The organism is Euzebya sp. (genome assembly GCF_964222135.1).
Classification (GTDB): domain Bacteria; phylum Actinomycetota; class Nitriliruptoria; order Euzebyales; family Euzebyaceae; genus Euzebya.
In genome coordinates, this window is the sequence record NZ_CAXQBR010000051.1 from 64,789 (window position 1) to 81,397 (window position 16,609).

Annotated in this window: 14 protein-coding genes and 1 tRNA gene; 10 read left to right on the forward strand and 5 right to left on the reverse strand. The window is 73.1% G+C overall.

Features of this window, described 5'->3' with window-relative positions; translation table 11 throughout:
• Position 1: 1 nt before the first annotated feature.
• Positions 2-1,498: an alpha/beta fold hydrolase gene (locus ACEQ2X_RS11945; protein ID WP_370326035.1), complete on the forward strand. Its 1,497-nt coding sequence runs from the start codon at positions 2-4 to the stop codon at positions 1,496-1,498.
• Between the two features lie 20 nt (positions 1,499-1,518).
• On the opposite strand, the gene lon is transcribed toward ACEQ2X_RS11945, so the two are convergent.
• Positions 1,519-3,987: an endopeptidase La gene (lon, locus tag ACEQ2X_RS11950; RefSeq protein WP_370326036.1), complete on the reverse strand. Its 2,469-nt coding sequence runs from the start codon at positions 3,985-3,987 to the stop codon at positions 1,519-1,521.
• 175 nt (positions 3,988-4,162) lie between these two features.
• On the opposite strand from lon, the gene ACEQ2X_RS11955 reads away from it, so the two are divergent.
• Both ACEQ2X_RS11955 and ACEQ2X_RS11960 read left to right on the forward strand, forming a co-directional pair.
• Positions 4,163-4,402 carry a hypothetical protein gene (locus ACEQ2X_RS11955; protein ID WP_370326037.1) on the forward strand — a complete coding sequence of 80 codons (240 nt, stop codon included), beginning with the start codon at positions 4,163-4,165 and terminating at the stop codon, positions 4,400-4,402.
• A gap of 42 nt (positions 4,403-4,444) precedes the next feature.
• A complete protein-coding gene (locus ACEQ2X_RS11960) occupies positions 4,445-4,735 on the forward strand; it encodes a hypothetical protein (RefSeq protein ID WP_370326038.1) in 291 nt (96 codons plus the stop codon).
• A gap of 15 nt (positions 4,736-4,750) precedes the next feature.
• On the opposite strand, the gene ACEQ2X_RS11965 is transcribed toward ACEQ2X_RS11960, so the two are convergent.
• Positions 4,751-5,659: a haloalkane dehalogenase gene (locus ACEQ2X_RS11965; RefSeq protein WP_370326039.1), complete on the reverse strand. Its 909-nt coding sequence runs from the start codon at positions 5,657-5,659 to the stop codon at positions 4,751-4,753.
• A 54-nt stretch (positions 5,660-5,713) separates the two neighbouring features.
• On the opposite strand from ACEQ2X_RS11965, the gene ACEQ2X_RS11970 reads away from it, so the two are divergent.
• Positions 5,714-6,544 carry an alpha/beta fold hydrolase gene (locus tag ACEQ2X_RS11970; RefSeq protein ID WP_370326040.1) on the forward strand — a complete coding sequence of 277 codons (831 nt, stop codon included), beginning with the start codon at positions 5,714-5,716 and terminating at the stop codon, positions 6,542-6,544.
• A 13-nt stretch (positions 6,545-6,557) separates the two neighbouring features.
• Here ACEQ2X_RS11970 and ACEQ2X_RS11975 read toward each other — a convergent pair whose 3' ends face one another.
• From ACEQ2X_RS11975 to ACEQ2X_RS11985, 3 genes are read right to left on the reverse strand one after another with little or no spacing between them, the layout of a single operon-like run.
• Positions 6,558-7,244, reverse strand: coding sequence for a maleylpyruvate isomerase family mycothiol-dependent enzyme (locus tag ACEQ2X_RS11975; RefSeq protein WP_370326041.1), 687 nt, complete (start codon positions 7,242-7,244; stop codon positions 6,558-6,560).
• Positions 7,207-7,734, reverse strand: a complete 528-nt coding sequence (locus ACEQ2X_RS11980) for a methylated-DNA--[protein]-cysteine S-methyltransferase (RefSeq protein ID WP_370326042.1) — start codon at positions 7,732-7,734, stop codon at positions 7,207-7,209. The genes ACEQ2X_RS11975 and ACEQ2X_RS11980 overlap by 38 nt, the downstream gene beginning before the upstream one ends.
• 1 nt (position 7,735) lies before the next feature.
• Positions 7,736-9,253, reverse strand: coding sequence for an Ada metal-binding domain-containing protein (locus tag ACEQ2X_RS11985; protein WP_370326043.1), 1,518 nt, complete (start codon positions 9,251-9,253; stop codon positions 7,736-7,738).
• 330 nt (positions 9,254-9,583) lie between these two features.
• Here ACEQ2X_RS11985 and ACEQ2X_RS11990 point away from each other — a divergent pair.
• From ACEQ2X_RS11990 to ACEQ2X_RS12015, 6 genes are all read left to right on the forward strand, one after another.
• Positions 9,584-9,660, forward strand: a tRNA-Arg gene (locus ACEQ2X_RS11990).
• A 331-nt stretch (positions 9,661-9,991) separates the two neighbouring features.
• On the forward strand, positions 9,992-11,035 hold the full coding sequence (locus ACEQ2X_RS11995) for a LacI family DNA-binding transcriptional regulator (RefSeq protein WP_370326044.1): 1,044 nt from the start codon (positions 9,992-9,994) through the stop codon (positions 11,033-11,035).
• A gap of 12 nt (positions 11,036-11,047) precedes the next feature.
• A complete protein-coding gene (locus ACEQ2X_RS12000; protein ID WP_370326045.1) occupies positions 11,048-12,439 on the forward strand; it encodes an extracellular solute-binding protein in 1,392 nt (463 codons plus the stop codon).
• Positions 12,440-12,519: 80 nt separating this feature from the next.
• Entirely contained in the window at positions 12,520-13,377 is an 858-nt protein-coding gene (locus tag ACEQ2X_RS12005; protein WP_370326046.1) for a carbohydrate ABC transporter permease, read from the forward strand.
• Positions 13,370-14,206, forward strand: coding sequence for a carbohydrate ABC transporter permease (locus ACEQ2X_RS12010; protein ID WP_370326047.1), 837 nt, complete (start codon positions 13,370-13,372; stop codon positions 14,204-14,206). The genes ACEQ2X_RS12005 and ACEQ2X_RS12010 overlap by 8 nt, the downstream gene beginning before the upstream one ends.
• A gap of 4 nt (positions 14,207-14,210) precedes the next feature.
• A complete protein-coding gene (locus tag ACEQ2X_RS12015; RefSeq protein ID WP_370326048.1) occupies positions 14,211-16,595 on the forward strand; it encodes a glycoside hydrolase family 3 N-terminal domain-containing protein in 2,385 nt (794 codons plus the stop codon).
• The last annotated feature ends 14 nt before the right edge of the window (positions 16,596-16,609 follow it).

Here is a 16,609-nt window from a genome sequence, read left to right on the forward strand (position 1 = left end):
GGTGAGATCCGTCCCGGTGCGCGTGGTCGTGGTCGTCGTCGCGGCGCTGGCGGCCGGCTGCGTCGCCGGCGGCACCCCCGGTGATCCGCCTGAACCCGACCGCCCGGCCCTCGACGAAGGGGGGGCGGGCGCCACCACACCCGCGCTGGCCGGACCCGAGTCGACGAGCGCGGCCTGTCCCGACGTCCTCGACGCGGCCGACGCGACCTGCGCGCTGCTGGTCGTGCCCGAGGCGCGGGGTCGGCCCGCCGGTCCGGTCGTCGAGGTCGCCTACGCGGTGCTGGCGGCGACCGAGTCCCCCGAGCGGGTGGGGCCGGACCCGCCCCCGCTCGTGGTGCTGCCGGACGGCCCCGGCCAGAGCGGCCTGGCGGACGCCGCCAGCTGGATCGCCTCACCGCTCCGCGCCGGCCGGGAGGTCGTCCTGATCGACCCTCGGGGGACGGGCCGGTCCTTCCCCTCCCTGGACTGCGGCCAGCCGCCGCGGCCTGGTGCCCTGCCGCCGGACCTGGTGGAGGACTGCCGGCGCCAGCTCGACGCCGAGGCGGTCGACCGACGCGCCTACGACACCGCCGCGATGGCCGCGGACGTCCTCGACCTGCGCCAGGTCCTCGACGTGCCCGCCATCGACCTGCTCGGCGTCGGGCACGGCGCGCGCATCGCGCTCGCGGTGATCGACCGCGAGCCGGAGGTCGTCCGGGCCGCCGTCCTGGACTCGCCCGTGCCGCCGGAGGCCGACGTCTACGCCGACCGGCCCCGCACCGCCCAGTCCGTGCTGAACCGGCTCTTCGACACCTGCGCAGAGGACCGGGGCTGCGAGCGGCGCTTCGGAGCCATCGGCCCGGCCGTGGAGCAGGTGGTCGAGGCGCTGAACGACGACGTCGGCGAGACCGGCGGGGTCAGCGGCGACGACCTCGCCCTGGCTGCGGTCGCCGCGCTCCGGGGCGCCGGCCCGGCGGAGGTCCCCGCCGCCCTGTCACTCGCCGTGGACGGCGAGCCGGAGGCGGCGCTGGCCCGCCTGCAGGAGGTGGCGATCGCGGGTGCGGCGGTCCCCTCGTCGGCGTTCGCCGAGGGGCTGCGGCTGTCGTCGGACTGCCGGGACGAGGTGCCCTCCTCCGCCGTGGCGGGCGGCGGCGGGGGCGGTGACGACGGCCTCGGACCGGTGGGGCTGGCTGTCGCCACCGACGTCGAGCGCCTGGTGGCCGCCTGCGCGCTGTGGGACGTCGGCAGCGCGGGGGAGGGGGCTGACGACCCCGTCACCGCCGACGTCTTCGCGCTGGTGCTCTCCGGGGAGTTCGACCCGCTGTCCCCGCCTGCCTGGGGTGCGGCCACCGCGACCGGTCTGGACGGCACCGTCGTCCAGGTCGACGGGGCCGGCCACCGCGTCCACGACGTGAGCGAGTGCACGCTCGCGATCGTGGACGCGTTCCTCCTGCGACCCGGTGCCACCGTCGACGACGGCTGCACCGAGCAGGCCGGGATCGACTTCGTCCTGGGCTGACGCTCCCGGACTGCGGACCGTCAGGCCTCGAGGGCCAGGTCGAGCACCTCGCGGACGTCGTCGACGAGGTGGACGGTCAGGTCGTCGAGGATGTGCTCGGGGACGTCCTCGAGATCGCCCTCGTTCCGCTTGGGCAGCAGCACGGTGTCAAGGCCCGCCCGGTGGGCGGCGAGCACCTTCTGCTTGACCCCGCCGATCGGCAGGACCTTGCCCTGCAGCGTGACCTCGCCGGTCATGCCGACGCCCTTGCGGGTCGTGCGGCCGCTGACGAGCGACGCGAGCGCCGTGGTCATCGTGATGCCCGCCGACGGCCCGTCCTTCGGGATCGCGCCGGCCGGGAAGTGGACGTGGAACCGGCCGCTCGACAGGGCGTCGACGTCGAGGCCCAGCTCATCGGCGTGGGCGCGGAGGAAGCTCAGGGCGATCGACGCGGACTCCTTCATCACGTCGCCGAGCTGGCCGGTCAGGCGCAGCTGCCCCTCACCCTCCCCCTCGCCGGTGCGGGCGACCTCGACGAACAGCACGTCGCCGCCGACGCCGGTCACGGCCAGGCCGGTCGCGACGCCCGGCACGTCGACGCGGGCCATCGCGTCCTCCTTGAAGACGCGCTGGCGGCCGAGCAGGTCGCTCGGGTCCTCGACCACGATCGGTGCCGGCTCCCCCGCGGCGATCTTCACCGCGGCCTTGCGGGTCAGCTTCGCGAGCTGGCGCTCGAGCTGTCGGACGCCGGCCTCGCGGGTCCACCCCTCCACCACGTGGCGGAGGACCTCGTCGGAGATCTCCACCTCGTCGGCGGCCAACCCGGCGTTGGTGAGCTGGCGGCCGATCAGGTGCTCGCGGGCGATGACGACCTTCTCGTCGTCGGTGTAGCCGTCGAGCTGCACGACCTCGAGCCGGTCCAGCAGCGGGCCGGGGATGGTGTCGAGCACGTTGGCCGTCGCGATGAAGAGCACGTCGGACAGGTCGAGGTCGACCTCGAGGTAGTGGTCCCGGAAGGTGTGGTTCTGCGCCGGGTCGAGGACCTCGAGCAGTGCGGCGGAGGGATCACCCCGCCAGTCGCCGCCGACCTTGTCGATCTCGTCGAGCAGGAGCACGGGGTTCATGGTCCCCGCCTCGGTCATCGCGCGGGCGATGCGGCCGGGCTGGGCGCCGACGTAGGTGCGGCGGTGCCCGCGGATCTCCGCCTCGTCGCGGACGCCGCCGAGGGCGACGCGCACGAACCTGCGGCCGAGGGCCCGTGCGACGGACTCCCCGAGGCTGGTCTTGCCGACGCCCGGGGGGCCCACGAGCGCGAGGATCGCGCCCTGACCGCGGCGAGACGTCGACCGGACCGCGGCGTCGCCCCCGTCGTCGGTGGCGTCGTCGGTGGCGTCGTCGACCGCGGGCTCCTCCGCGGTGGACAGCACGGGCTCGGCGTCGTCGGCGCCGTCGAGGCCGCGCTCGATCCGCAGCTTGCGCACGGCCAGCTGCTCGATCAGGCGCTCCTTCACCTCGTCCAGGCCGGTGTGGTCGTCGTCGAGGACCTGGCGCGCGGCGGTCAGGTCGAGGTTGTCGACGCTCCGCTCACCCCAGGGCAGCTCGAGGATGCGGTCGAGCCAGGTGCGGATCCACGACTGCTCCGGCGACTGCTCGCCGGTGCGCTCGAGGCGGTCGATCTCCTTGGTGACGAACGTCCGGACGGCGTCGGGCAGCGGCAGCTCCGCGGCTCGGGTGCGGTAGGCGTCGAGGTCGTCGCCGTCGAGGCCCTCGCCCTCCCCGCCGAGGTCGCGCAGCTCGGACTGGATGGCCTTCAGCTGCTCGCGGAGGATGAACTCCCGCTGCCGCTTCTCCATCGACTCGCTGACGTCGTCGCGGATCTTCGAGCGGACCTGCAGCTCGGCGAGGGTGTCGCGCGCCCAGCCGAGGGCCAGCTCCAACCGCTCGCGCACGTCGACGGTCTCGAGGATCTGCACCTTCTGCGCGGTGCTGGTGTCCGGTGAGTAGACCGCGGTGTCCGCGAGCTGGCCGGGGTCGGAGATCTCGTTGAGGGCGGCCGCGATCGACTGGCCGCCGCGGTGCTCGAGGATCCCCTCGACGACCGCGCGGTAGTCCTGGGCCAGCCCGTCGAGGTCCTCGGTCGGCTCGTCGTCGACCGGGGTGACCGACACCCAGGTCGCGTCTCCGCCCCCGGCGGTGCCGGTGCCGATGACCGCGCGGGCGAGACCGCGGACGAGGATGCCGCGCCGGCCACCGCGGAGGCGGTCGCGCTGCTCGATGCGGGCGACGGTGCCGACGGTGGAGAACCGCGCGGTGCCCTCGTCGTCGGTGTACTTGGTGACCAGGACCACGCGGTCGTCCGCCTCGGCAGCCGCGTCGATGGCCGCGCGGGCGTCGTTCGACTCGACGGCGATGGTCACGACCATGCCGGGGACGACGACGCCGCCGGGAAGCGGCAGGAGGGGCAGGACGGCCGGGTCGACCCGGTCGGACTCGCGGAGCTGATCAGCCATGATTACGTCCTTACGAAGTGCGGAGCACGCTGGAACCGAAGTCTGTCAGGATCTATTCCAAGTGCACTCAGGTTTGCTGGTGCAAACCGTGCGTGCCCGCGTTCGTCGGGGCGTCGATACGTGCCGTCACCGGAACGTCATGCCTCGCGTGGGCCGGTGCGCCGAGGATCCCGCCATGCCCCCGTCCACCCCTCGGCTGCTGCTCGACATTGCGGCGCGGATCGAGTTCGACCCGAGCTTCGCCGCTCACGTGGCGGCAGATCCGCTGGTGGCGCTGACGGCGGAGGGGATCGACGCGGCGACGGCGATGTCGCTGCTCGACGACGGGGACGTGACGGCCTTCGCGGGAGGGGTGGAGCGCATCGCCGTCCGCGCCTACGAGCTGGCGATGCGGGTGTTGCGGGCCGGGGGGTGAGAGTTGTTACGCCTGGTCTCGGCTGCCGCGGGCGTGGGTACCGTGGCCGGACCGCAGACGACCGAGGGGAGCCAGAGCGAGATGTCCGAGCACGCCCACGTCCTCACCGAGATCGCCGACCGCATCGACCGCGACGAGGACTTCGCGATGCGCGTCGGGGAGGACGCCCGGTCCGCGCTCGAGTCCGAGGGGCTGCCCGACCAGGTGATCGGGCAGGTGCTCGGCCACGCCGAGGCTGAGGTCGTCGGCTACGCGATGCCCGCTCAGGTCGTCGAGGGGACCGTCGCCCGGATCGCCGCGGCGGCCCGCGCCGTCGCCGCCGACCAGTCGTAGGCGCGCCGCCTGACCTCAGCGGGCCGCGCGGGCGATCTGGTCGATCAGCGCGGCGAGCTCCGCCGGCGAGTCCTCCTGCAGGAAGTGGCCGCCGTGGACCGTCGTGTGCGGCTGGCCCGCCGCACCCGGCACGAGCTTCTGGAAGACCCGCTCGCCGCCCGCGGTGATGGGGTCGGCGTCGCTGAACGCCGTGACCAGCGGCCGGTCGAAGCGCTGGAGGACCTCCCACGCGGCGCGGTTCGCTGCGCTGGCCGGGTCGTCCGGGCCGGTCGGGACCAGCGCCGGCATGATCCGCGGTCCCTCCTTGAACGACTCGTCGGGGAACGGCGCGTCGTAGGCGGCCACCTCGGCGTCCGAGAGCTCGCGCTGGGTCGCACCCTGGAGCATCGGGCCGATCGGGAACTCCTCGACGGTCTGGCTGAAGCGCTGCCACGCCATGAACGCCTCGGGCATCTGCTGGTCGCCGGTGGGCATCCCGGTGTTGGCGACGACGACGGCCGCGAACCGCTCGGGGTGCGCGGCGAGCACGCGCAGGCCGATCAGCCCGCCCCAGTCCTGGCAGAACAGGGTGGTGCGGGACAGGTCCAGGTGGTCGCAGACCAGCGCGGCCATCCAGCCGACGTGCGCGGCGTAGGAGTGGTCGGCCCGATCCGCCGGCTTGTCAGACCGGCCGAAGCCGACGAGGTCCGGTGCGACCACCCGGTGCCCGGCGTCCACCAGCGGCGGGATCATGTGGCGGTACAGGTAGGACCAGCTCGGCTCGCCGTGCAGCAGCAGGATCGGCGCGGCGTCGGGCGGTCCCTCGTCGACGTACGCCATGCGGATCCCGTCGGTGCCGTCGTGGGGGACGACGGCGTGGCGGGGCGCGAAGGGCCAGTCGGGGAGGTCCGCGAAGCGGTCGTCGGGTGTGCGCAGAAGCTCCATCGGCGTGAGCGTGCCACAGACTGACCCGGGTCAGGTTGTGGCAGGCTGACGGCGATGCAGCCCGACACCTTCATCCACCAGGGCCACGTGCTCGCCTACGAGGTCCACGGCGACGGCCCGCAGGTCGTCGTCCTCGTCCACGGCCTGCTCCTCGACGCCGGGATCAACCGCGCCCTCGCCCGCGCGATCGCCCGGGCCGGGCACCGGGTGGTCCTGCTCGACCTGCTCGGCCACGGCCGCTCGGACCGGCCGCGCCGCGCGAGCGCGCACCGGGTGGGGCTGTACGCCGAGCAGGCGGTGGCCCTGCTCGACCACCTCGGGTTGGAGCGGGCGGTGCTCGGCGGCGTGTCCCTCGGCGCCGCGGTCGCGCTGACCGCGGCCGTGACCGACCCCGACCGCGTGCAGGGCCTGCTCCTCGAGATGCCCGTCCTCGAGCACGCCGCCCCCTTCGCCGCGATGCTCTTCGTGCCCGTCCTGCTCGGCATGCACTACGGCGGTCCGGTCGCCCGGCTCGGGACCAGGCTGATGGGTCGGCTGCCGCGCACCCGCATCGATGCGATCGACTCGTTCATGGACGCGGCGTCGATGCACCCCCGCGAGATCACCGCGGTCCTCCACGGACTGCTGATGGGGGCGCTCGGGCCGACGGAGGAGGCGCGCGCTGCCATCACCGCCCCCACCCTCGTCATCGGTCACAGCGGCGACCCGCTGCACCCCCTGGACGACGCGGCGCGGCTGGCCCGGCAGATGCCCGCCGCGACGATGCTGACCGCCCGATCCCTCGCCGAGCTGCGCGTCCGGCCGGAGCGGCTGACCGATGAGATCATCCGGTTCCTCGACACCACCTGGGCGACGGGCCGGGTGCAGGAGGCCGGCACGGCCTGAGGGCCGCTCGTGGTCACACCCGCTGGTGGCTGGCCTCGATCGCGTCGATGAGGTGCTGGGGTCCCTCGGCGCTGACCCGGGCTCCGACCCGGCCGGTCGTGTACAGCAGCAGGTCGCCCACCGGCCCGTGCACGGTCACCGTCTCATCAGGCCGGGCATCACCGGCGCGGTGCGCGATCTTCCCGCCGAGGGTGTAGGCGCGCGACGTGGAGCCGTCGGTCAGCGCGAGGACGCCGTCCGCGCGGACGCGCCCGAAGGTCAGCACCGCGAACCGGCTCACCGACTCCCACAGGATGTCGGCGATGATCTCGTCGCCGGTGCCGTCGTCCGGCTCGAGCCGCGGGGTGAGGGCCGCCGCGCCCCCGCGCCGGACGTCCTCGGTGTGGATGTAGTCCTCCGCCACCTGCGCGCGGGCGAGCGGCCCGTAGGCGAACCACGGCGGCGGGCCCTTGCGCAGGTCCGCGATCATCGCCGCGCGCCCGTCGCGCGTCCGCGACCGCATCCGCGACTCGGTCAGGGAGGCGAGCGGCTTGATCAGGATGCCGCCGGCTGCCCACGGCTCGCGCTCGCGGACGAGGAGGTGGGCGGCGATGTCGCCGGCATCCCAGCCGTCGCACATCGTCTCGGCCTGCCACTGCTCATCGGTCAGGGACTCGAGCAGGTCACACAGCGCTGCGCGCTGCCGGTGCACGGGCTTCATCCCGGCCACCCTGCCCCGACTCGAGCGAGAGCAACCAGCCCTTGACCGCCAACCCGTAGGCGTAGCCGCCGAGCGAACCGTCGGTGCGCACCGCCCGGTGGCACGGCACGAACGGGGCGATCAGGTTGCGGCCGCACGCGCTGCCGACCGCCCGGGTGGCCTGGGGGCGCCCGATCGCCGCGGCGATCTCGGCGTAGGAGGCCGTCTCCCCGGGGGGGATCGCGCGGAGCGCCGACCACACGGCCTGCTGGAAGTCCGTGCCCGCCTGGCGGGTGTGCACGCGGTCGAGCGCGCCGAGGTCCCCGGCGACGTAGGCCGCGACCGCGTCCCCGGCCGGGCTCGGGCCGGCGTGGGGTGGGGGAGGGGCGGGCAGGCCCAGTCGCGCGGCCAGCTCCGCGGCGTCGCAGAACCCGGCGGCCAGCACGGTGTGGTCGTCGTCGGCGATCGCGGTGAGCTGACCGCCGGGCGTGTCGAGGGTGAGGGTGTGCACGTCAGGCTCCCAGGGTGAGGGGTGGGCGGGCCGGTCGGTCGGTCGTGGTGGGGGTGGGGGTCTCGGTTCGGGTCGGGGTGGAGGTGGGGGTCTCGGTTCGGGTCGGGGGCTGGGTCGGGGTCTGGAGGTGGTGGTGCCAGAGGTGGAGCGCCGCGTACCCCCGCCAGGGCCGCCAGTCCCGGGCGCGAGCGTCCAGGTCGGCGCTGCTGGTGGATCGTCCGGTCAGGCCCTCGAGCGCGCGTCGCAGCGCCAGGTCGCCGGTCGGCCACGCATCGGGCTGGCGGAGCACCACGAGCGCGATGGTCGCGGCGGTCCACGGGCCGATGCCGGGCAGGGCGCGCAGCGCGTCCACGGTCTCGTCGGGCGCGGCGCCGGGTGACAGGTCGAGCCCGTCCACGACCGCCCGGGCCAGGGCGCGGACGGCCCCGGCGCGCTGCCGGGTGAGGCCGACGGCGGCCTCGAGGTCCGCGTCGGCCAGCTGGTCGGCGTGGGGCAGACCGGGCCGGTCGGTGAGCGCCGCCAGCCGGCTCATCAGCGTGGTGGCGCCCTTCGCCGACACCTGCTGGCCGACGACGACCCTGACCGCCCCCTCGAAGGGGTGGGGGGCGCCGGGGATCCGCACGCCGGGACGCTCGGCGACGAGCGGGCCGAGGACCGGGTCCCCGCCCAGCGCCGCCGTGATCGCCTCGATGTCGGCGTCGACGTCGAAGACCGGGCGGGCGAGCGCGACCGCCGGGCGCAGGTCGGTCACCGCGTCGGCGTCGACGGTCACCCGGACGCCGTCGAAGGTGGGCGCCAGCGCGGTGGTGCCGGTGTCGCCGTGGCGGATCCAGTGGTGGGGGGTGACCTCGTCGCGGGACGGGACGGCGTGGAGGGCCGCCCAGGACAGGACCCCCGTCGCGTCGAACGGCGTGCGCACCGGGAGGGTGACGGTCATCCCGGCGGCGACCGGCCCCGTCCGGCCACGCCGGACCGCGGAGGGACTGGTCCCGAAGGCGTCGCGGAACGCGTCGTTGAACTGCCGGACGCTCCCGAACCCGGCGGCGAACGCCACCCGGCCCAGCGGGAGGTCCGTCTGGTCGACGAGCAGCCGCGCGATCCGGGTGCGCCGCATCCGGCCGAGCGCGGCCGGTCCGGCCCCGTAGGTGTCGACGAGGATCCGCTGCAGGTGCCGCGGGCTGACGTACAGCCGGCCGGCCAGCGCCTCGACGCCCTCGTCGGCAGCGCCGTCGTCGATCAGCCTGAGGGCGCGGGTCGCCAGCTCCCGGGCGGGATCCGCGCCGGCGGCGTCGGGGGCGAGCTCGGGCCGGCACCGGCGGCAGGCGCGCAGACCGACCTGCTGGGCGGCGGCCGGGGTGGGGAAGAACCGGACGTTGCGGGCCAACGGGGTGCGGGCCGGGCAGGACGGCCGGCAGAAGATCCCCGTCGTCAGCACACCGGTGACGAAGCGCCCGTCGAAGCGCCGGTCGCGTGAGGCGACCGCCGTGTAGCAGGCCTCGAAGTCGGTGTGGTCGAGCATGGGGTGAGTGTCGCACCCCCACATGCTGGGCTCTGGCGGGGATCGGACATCACGGTCCGGGGAGGGGGGCGTGGTCATCGCACCGCCCACACCCCAGGTGGGCACCACCACCCACACCCAAGGTGGTCTGTCGCCTTCGTCTCGGTGTGCGCAACGAACCTGACAGGCCTTCAGCTGGACGGGCTCGAACGGCCGGAGGTGTGTCGCCTTCGTTCCGTTCTGCGCAACGAACCCGACAGACCCCCGGCAAGCGTGGAGCCGCGCCGCCACCAGGGGGACCGGCGGGGTGGCCGACGCCGTCGGGCTCCGCTACTCTGACGAGCCCACCCGGGGCCCTTAGCTCAGCTGGATAGAGCGTCTGTCTACGGAACAGAAGGCCGGGGGTTCGAATCCCTCAGGGCCCGCCACCGGAACCCCACTTCGCCGTCGGTGCGAGGTTCCGCGCGATCGGGGCCCACCTCGGCTGACGGCGAGGTTCGGCGCGATCTCGGGCTTCGCGGGCTGACGGCGTCATGCGCGTCCGTCTCACGGCGACGACGTGAGGCGCGATCGGGGCCTGCCTCGCGTGACGGCGAGGTTCTGCGCGATCCCAGCGCTCCGGTGGCACAGGGCGAAATTTGTTGGGCCAACCGACAATTGACCCTTGACGGGCGTCCGGTGGGGGCGAACACTGCCTCGGAAACGTTTACGACATCGTTCTCGACATCGTTTCCAGACCCCTTGCCAGGAGCCGATCTGGTGCTGAGGAGCCGGTTGACCATCGCCGACGTGGCGGCCCGCGCGGGCGTCTCGGTGGCGACGGTCTCGCGGGTGGTCAACGGTCGATACGGCGTCTCCGAAGCCACCGCCGCGAAGGTCCGGCGCGTCATCGACGAGATGGGCTACGCCTCCAGCCTGGTCGCCCAGAGCCTCCGCAGCGAGCGCACCGGCGTGATCGGCGTGCTGATGTCGCGCATCGAGCCGTTCGGCACCGAGATCCTGAAGTCGGTCTCGGACACCCTGCAGGACTCCGGCTACGAGCTGATCGTCTTCTGCCCCACCTCCGAGCACGCCGAGGGCTGGGAGCGCCGGTCGGTCGCGCGCCTCGGCGGGACGCTCGTCGACGGCTCCCTGCTGATCGCCCCGACGGTCGTCGACGTCGCGAGCGACCACCCCGTCGTCGCCGTCGACCCCCACGTCGGCGCGTCGCACCTCCCGACCGTCGCCGCGGAGAACCACGAGGGGGCCGTCGCGGCGACCCAGCACCTCATCGAGCTCGGGCACCGGCGCATCGGGTTCCTCGGCGGGCGCACGGACCTCGAGTCAGCCCGCCAGCGCGAGGCCGGCTACCGCGCCGCCCTCACCGACGCCGGCCGGCCCGTCGACCCGGACCTCGTCCAGCACGGCGACTTCACCGAGGCCGGTGCCGAAGCGCCCGCCCGCCGGCTCCTCGCCCTCCCCGACCGCCCGACCGGCATCTTCGCGGCCAACGACCGCTCGGCGATGTACGTGCTTCGGCTTGCGGCCGAGCTCGGGCTCGACGTCCCCGGCGACCTCTCGATCGTCGGGTTCGACAACGTGCCCGAGACGCTGATGACCAACCCGCCGCTCACCACCGTCGACCAGTCGATCCGCGCGCTCGGGTCCGAGGCCATCCAGCTCCTCCTCGAGTTGATCGACCGAGACGCCCAGAGCGCCCTCGACGGCGCCGAGACCCCAGAGCCCATCCACCGCCTGCTGCCCGTGCACCTCGTGGTCCGCGGGTCGACGGCGCCCCCCCGAAGTCCCCACCCGAGTCGATAGAGAGGGATCGCCATGACAACAGAGGGACGTACCTTCCGACTGCGGCTGCTCGCGCTGCTCGCCGTGCTGGCCCTGGCCGTCGCCGCGTGCGGCGGCGGTGACGGAGATGCGGAGGACGACGCGACCGACTCCGCCGATACGGCGGCTGCCGGTGACGACGCCGCCGACGACGCAGCTGGCGACGACGATGCCGCCACCGACGACGGCGGGGACGGTGAGCCCGTCGAGATCGAGTGGTGGCACATCCAGAACGCCGACCCGGGGATGTCCGACTGGCAGGCCATGGCCGACCAGTACATGGAGGACAACCCCAACGTCACGATCACCATCAACGTGATGGAGAACGAGGCGTTCAAGGCCGCCATCCAGACCAACCTGCAGGCCGGCGACATCCCGGACATCGTCCAGTCCTGGGGTGGCGGCGTGCTGCGCCAGCAGGTCGAGGCCGGCGCGGTCCGCGACATCTCCGACCTGACCGCTGACTGGATCGGTGACCTCAACCCCGCGGCGGTCGAGCTGCACCAGATCGACGGCGCCCAGTACGGCGTCCCCTACAACGCCGGCGTAGTGGGCATCTGGTACAACCAGGACCTCTTCGAAGAGGCGGGCCTGGACGCACCGGCGGACACCTGGGAGGGTCTGCTCGAGCAGGTCCAGACCCTGAAGGACGCCGGGATCACCCCGATCGCCGTCGGCGCCGGGGACAAGTGGCCGGCGCACTTCTGGTACTCCTACCTCATGATCCGCGCCGGCGGCGGCGAGGCCATGGAGGAGATCGCCGAGACGCAGGACTTCACCGCTGACCACGTCATCACCGCGGGTGAGCTCGTCGGCGAGCTGGTCGCGCTCGAGCCCTTCCAGGAGGGCTTCCTCGGCGCACCGTGGGACGCCCCCGACGGTGAGGCCGGCGTCATGGCCCAGGAGGGCGCGGCCATGGACCTGATGGGGCAGTGGGCCCCGGGCACCTTCCGCAGCCAGCTCGGTGTCACCCCGGAGGAGGGTCTTCCGTGGAACATCGGCTGGGCACCCTTCCCGTCCGTCGAGGGTGGCGCGGGCTCCGCGACCGAGGCCCTCGGTGGCGTCGACGGGTTCGCGGTGGGCGCCGACGCCCCCGATGAGGCCGTCGACTTCCTGCGGTTCATCACCAACACGGAGAACCAGGAGATCTGGGCTCAGAACACCGGTCTTCCGGTCAACCCCGAGGCGTTCGACGCCGTCGAGGACGAGGCGATGCAGGACGTGCTCGCGGGTCTCCAGGAGGCGACCTTCATGCAGCTCTTCCTGGACCAGTTCTTCAGCCCCGAGGTCGGGGCGGAGATCAACGACCAGACGGCGCTCCTGTTCGCCGGTGAGGTCACGCCGGAAGAGGCCGCAGAGGCCATCACGGCGGTCGCCGGCGGGTGATGCGCACCCGGTCTGCCCCAGCTGGGCGACGCGGTTCAGGCTCTCTGAGCCTGGACCGGCCCAGCTGGGGCACCATCTTGGTGTTCCTGCTGCCAGCGCTGCTGCTGTACGGCGTGTTCGTGCTCTACCCCATCGTGCAGAGCATGCGCTACAGCCTCTTCGACTGGAACGGGCTGGGACCCCTCGACACCTTCGTCGGCCTCGAGAACTTCGAGCGCGCGCTGGGCTCGGACCAGTTCCGCGACGCCCTCGGCCACAACCTCTTCGTGGTCGTCGTGTCCCTGGTGGTCCAGCTGCCCTTCGCCCTCGGCCTGGCCGTCATCCTCAACTCGAGGATCCGCGGCCGCGCGCTCATGCGGACGATCTTCTTCGCCCCGTACGTGCTCAGCGAGGTCGTCACCGGCGTCGTCTGGCGGCAGATCCTGCGCCCGGACGGCCTGGTCGACCAGACCTTGGAGGGGTTGGGGGCCGGAGGTCTGGTCCAGGGCTGGCTCTCCGACCCGGACATCGTCCTGACCTCGCTCTTCTTCGTCATCTCCTGGAAGTACTTCGGCCTGCACATGATCCTGATGCTCGCGGGGTTGCAGGGGATCCCGAAGGACCTGCAGGAGGCGGCATCGATCGACGGCGCCTCGTCCTGGGAGTCCTTCCGCTACGTGACGTTGCCCCTGCTCGGCCCGACCATCCGTGTGTCGGCGTTCCTGTCGGTCATCGGTGCGCTGCAGCTGTTCGACCTCGTCTGGGTGACCACAGGGGGCGGTCCGATCGGCGCGTCCTCGACGATGGCGACGTTCCTGTACGAGCAGTTCCGCCGAGGTCTGTTCGGCTACGCGAGCGCGGTGTCGATCATCATCTTCGTCCTGTCGCTGGTGGTGGCGATCCTCTACCAGCGCATGGTGCTGGCTCGTGACATCGAGGGGGTGGGTGCCGGTGCGTGAGCGACTGCGCCGCAACTCCGGACGCATCCTCCTCTACGTCGTGGCCCTCGTGGTCATGGCGGTCATCGTGGTCCCGCTCGCCTTCGCCATCCTGGGTGGGTTCAGCACCAACGCCCGGCTCACCGCGGAGCCCGTCGGCCTGCCCGATCCCTGGGTCTTCAGCAACTACGCCGACCTGGCCACGTCGGGGATGTTCTGGCGGCAGGTGTGGAACAGCACGCTGATCGCCCTCGTCACGACGGCGCTGGTGCTGCCCGCGTCGTCGCTCGCGGCGTTCGTCATCGCCCGCTACCCCTTCAGGGGACGCGAGCCCCTGTACGGGCTCTTCACCGTCGGCCTGCTGTTCCCGGTCGCGGTCGCGATCCTGCCGCTGTTCATCCTCCTTCGCGAGGTCGGCCTCCTCAGCAACCCGATGGGCGTGGCCCTGCCTCAGGCCGCGTTCGGGCTGCCGATCGCGATCATCATCATGCGCCCGTTCTTCCGGGCCATCCCCAGGGAGCTGCAGGAGGCCGCGCTGATCGATGGCGCCGGTGCCTTCCGCTTCTACTTCAACGTCGTCCTGCCGCTGTCCCGCCCCGTCGTGTCCACCGTCGCAATCCTCACGCTGGTGACCAGCTGGAACGCGTTCTTCCTGCCCCTCCTGGTACTGGTCGACACGAGCCAGCACACGTTGCCGATCGGGGTGAACAACATCTCGGCCCAGTACTCGACCGACTTCGCGGTCGTGCTCGCCTACACCACCCTGGCCATGCTGCCGGCGCTGCTCTTCTACGCCGTCGCCGAGCGCCAGATCGTCTCCGGCCTCACCGCCGGGGCAGTCAAGGAGTGACCCGATGAGCTACGCCGACCACGCCGACGCGCCCTTCGCCGACCCCGACCGGCCGGTCGCCGAGCGCGTCGACGACCTCCTCCAGCGGATGACGCTCGAGGAGAAGATCGGCCAGCTCGGAAGCGCCTGGATCTTCCAGCTCGCCGACTCCGACGGGTTGGTGCCGGATCGCGTCACCGAGCACCTGAGCACCGGGCTCGGCCACGTCACGCGGATCAGCGGCGCGTCGAGCCTCACCGCGCGCGAGGCCGCGGAGATGGCCAACGACATCCAGCGCCACCTCCGCGAGCAGACCCGGCTCGGCCTGCCCGCGATCGTCCACGAGGAGATCTGCTCCGGCTTCATGGCCCGGGAGGCGACGATCTTCCCGCAGGCCATCGGCGTCGCCGCGAGCTTCCGGCCGGCGCACAACCACGCCGCCGCCGACGCGATCCGCCGGCAGATGCGGGCGATGGGCGCCCACCAGGGCCTCTCGCCCGTCCTCGACATCTGCCGCGACGCCCGCTGGGGTCGTCTGGAGGAGACGTACGGCGAGGACCCGCACCTCGTCGCGGTGATGGGCGGGGCGTTCGTCGAGGGCCTGCAGGGCACGGACCTGGCCGAGGGCGTCGTGGCCACGGCGAAGCACTTCGTCGGCTACGGCGCGTCGGAGGGCGGCATGAACTGGGCGCCGCCGCACATCGGTCCTCGCGAGCTCCGCGACACCTACCTCCGGCCCTTCGAGCACGCGGTCCGCCACGCCGGCCTCGCGTCGATCATGAACGCCTACTCCGAGCTCGACGGCGTCCCCTGCGGCGCCAACGCCTGGCTGCTCGACGAGGTGCTCCGCGGCGACTGGGGCTTCACCGGCACCGTCGTCGCCGACTACTTCGCGGTCGACCAGCTGCGGGGCTACCACCACGTCGTCGCCGACCAGGCCGGCGCCGCCGCGATGGCGCTCACCGCCGGGATCGACGTCGAGCTGCCCAACACCGACTGCTACGCCAAGCCGCTGCAGGAGGCGATCGAGCGGGGCGAGCTGGACCAGGCCGTCGTGGACCGCGCGGTCGGCCGGGTCCTCGAGACCAAGATCGCGCTCGGGCTGCTCGACGCGCCGTACGTGGACGTCGACGCGGTGGGGGAGGTCACGCGCACCGCCGACCAGCTCGACCTGGCCGCCACGATGGCGCGGGACAGCCTGGTCCTGTTGCGCAACGACGGGGTGCTGCCGCTCGCCTCCCCCGCATCGGTCGCGGTCATCGGCCCGAACGCCGACGACGCCCGCGCCATGCTCGGCGACTACAGCTACGTCGCCCACGTCGAGTCGCTCCTCGACCTCCTCGAGAGCGGCGAGAACGTCCTCGCCCTGCCGGTCCAGGACGGCGTCGACGTCGGCGAGACGATCGACCTGTCCCACATCTCGACCGTGCTCGACGGGCTGCGGACCCAGCTGCCGGACGCCGCGATCACCCACGTGCGCGGCTGCGACGTCAACTCCGACGACCGGTCGGAGATCCCCGCCGCGGTGGAGGCGGCGGCTGCAGCGGACGTCGCGGTCGTGGTGGTCGGCGAACGGTCGGGCCTGACGGCGGACTGCACCAGCGGCGAGAGCCGCGACGTCACCTCGCTGTCCCTCGCAGGGGTCCAGGAGGAGCTGGTGCTGGCGGTCGCCGAGACCGGCACGCCGGTCGTGCTGGTCATCGTCGGCGGCCGTCCGGTGGGGTCGCCGGCCGTGCACGAGGCCGCCGCCGCGGTGCTGCACGCGTGGCTGCCCGGCGAGCGGGGCGGCATCGCGGTGGCCGAGGCGCTGACCGGCGCGTTCAGCCCCGGGGGGAAGCTGCCCGTCAGCTACCCCCGCACCTCCGGGCAGCTGCCGATGTACTACGGGCACAAGGTGTCCGGCGGGCGGTCGCACTGGAAGGGGGCGTACGTCGACTGCTCCAACGAGCCGCTGCACCCCTTCGGGTTCGGGCTGAGCTACAGCCGCTTCGAGCTGGAACCCGTCACGTCGGAGGGGGAGGGGCAGGCGACGGCGGTCTGCTCAGGCGAGCGCGTCGAGGTCGCGGTGTCGCTCGCGAACGTCGGTGACCGCCGGGCCGACGAGGTCGTCCAGCTGTACTCCCGCGACCCCGTGGCCACGATCACCCGTCCCGTGCTCGAGCTCCAGGGGTTCGAGCGGGTGACCCTCGATCCCGGTGAGCGCTGCACCGTCACCTTCGAGGTGCCGGTCGACGCCCTCGGCTTCGCCGGCCCGGACCTCGACTACGTCCTCGAACCGGGTGAGGTCGAGCTGCTGGTCGGCACGTCGTCCGACGACGTCACGGTCGCGCGGCGGGTGTCGATCGCGGGGGAGGGGTGGGTCCCGACGACCCGCCCCCGGCCGGCCACGGCGCGGGTGGACTGCCACTGACCGTGTGCTGGGCT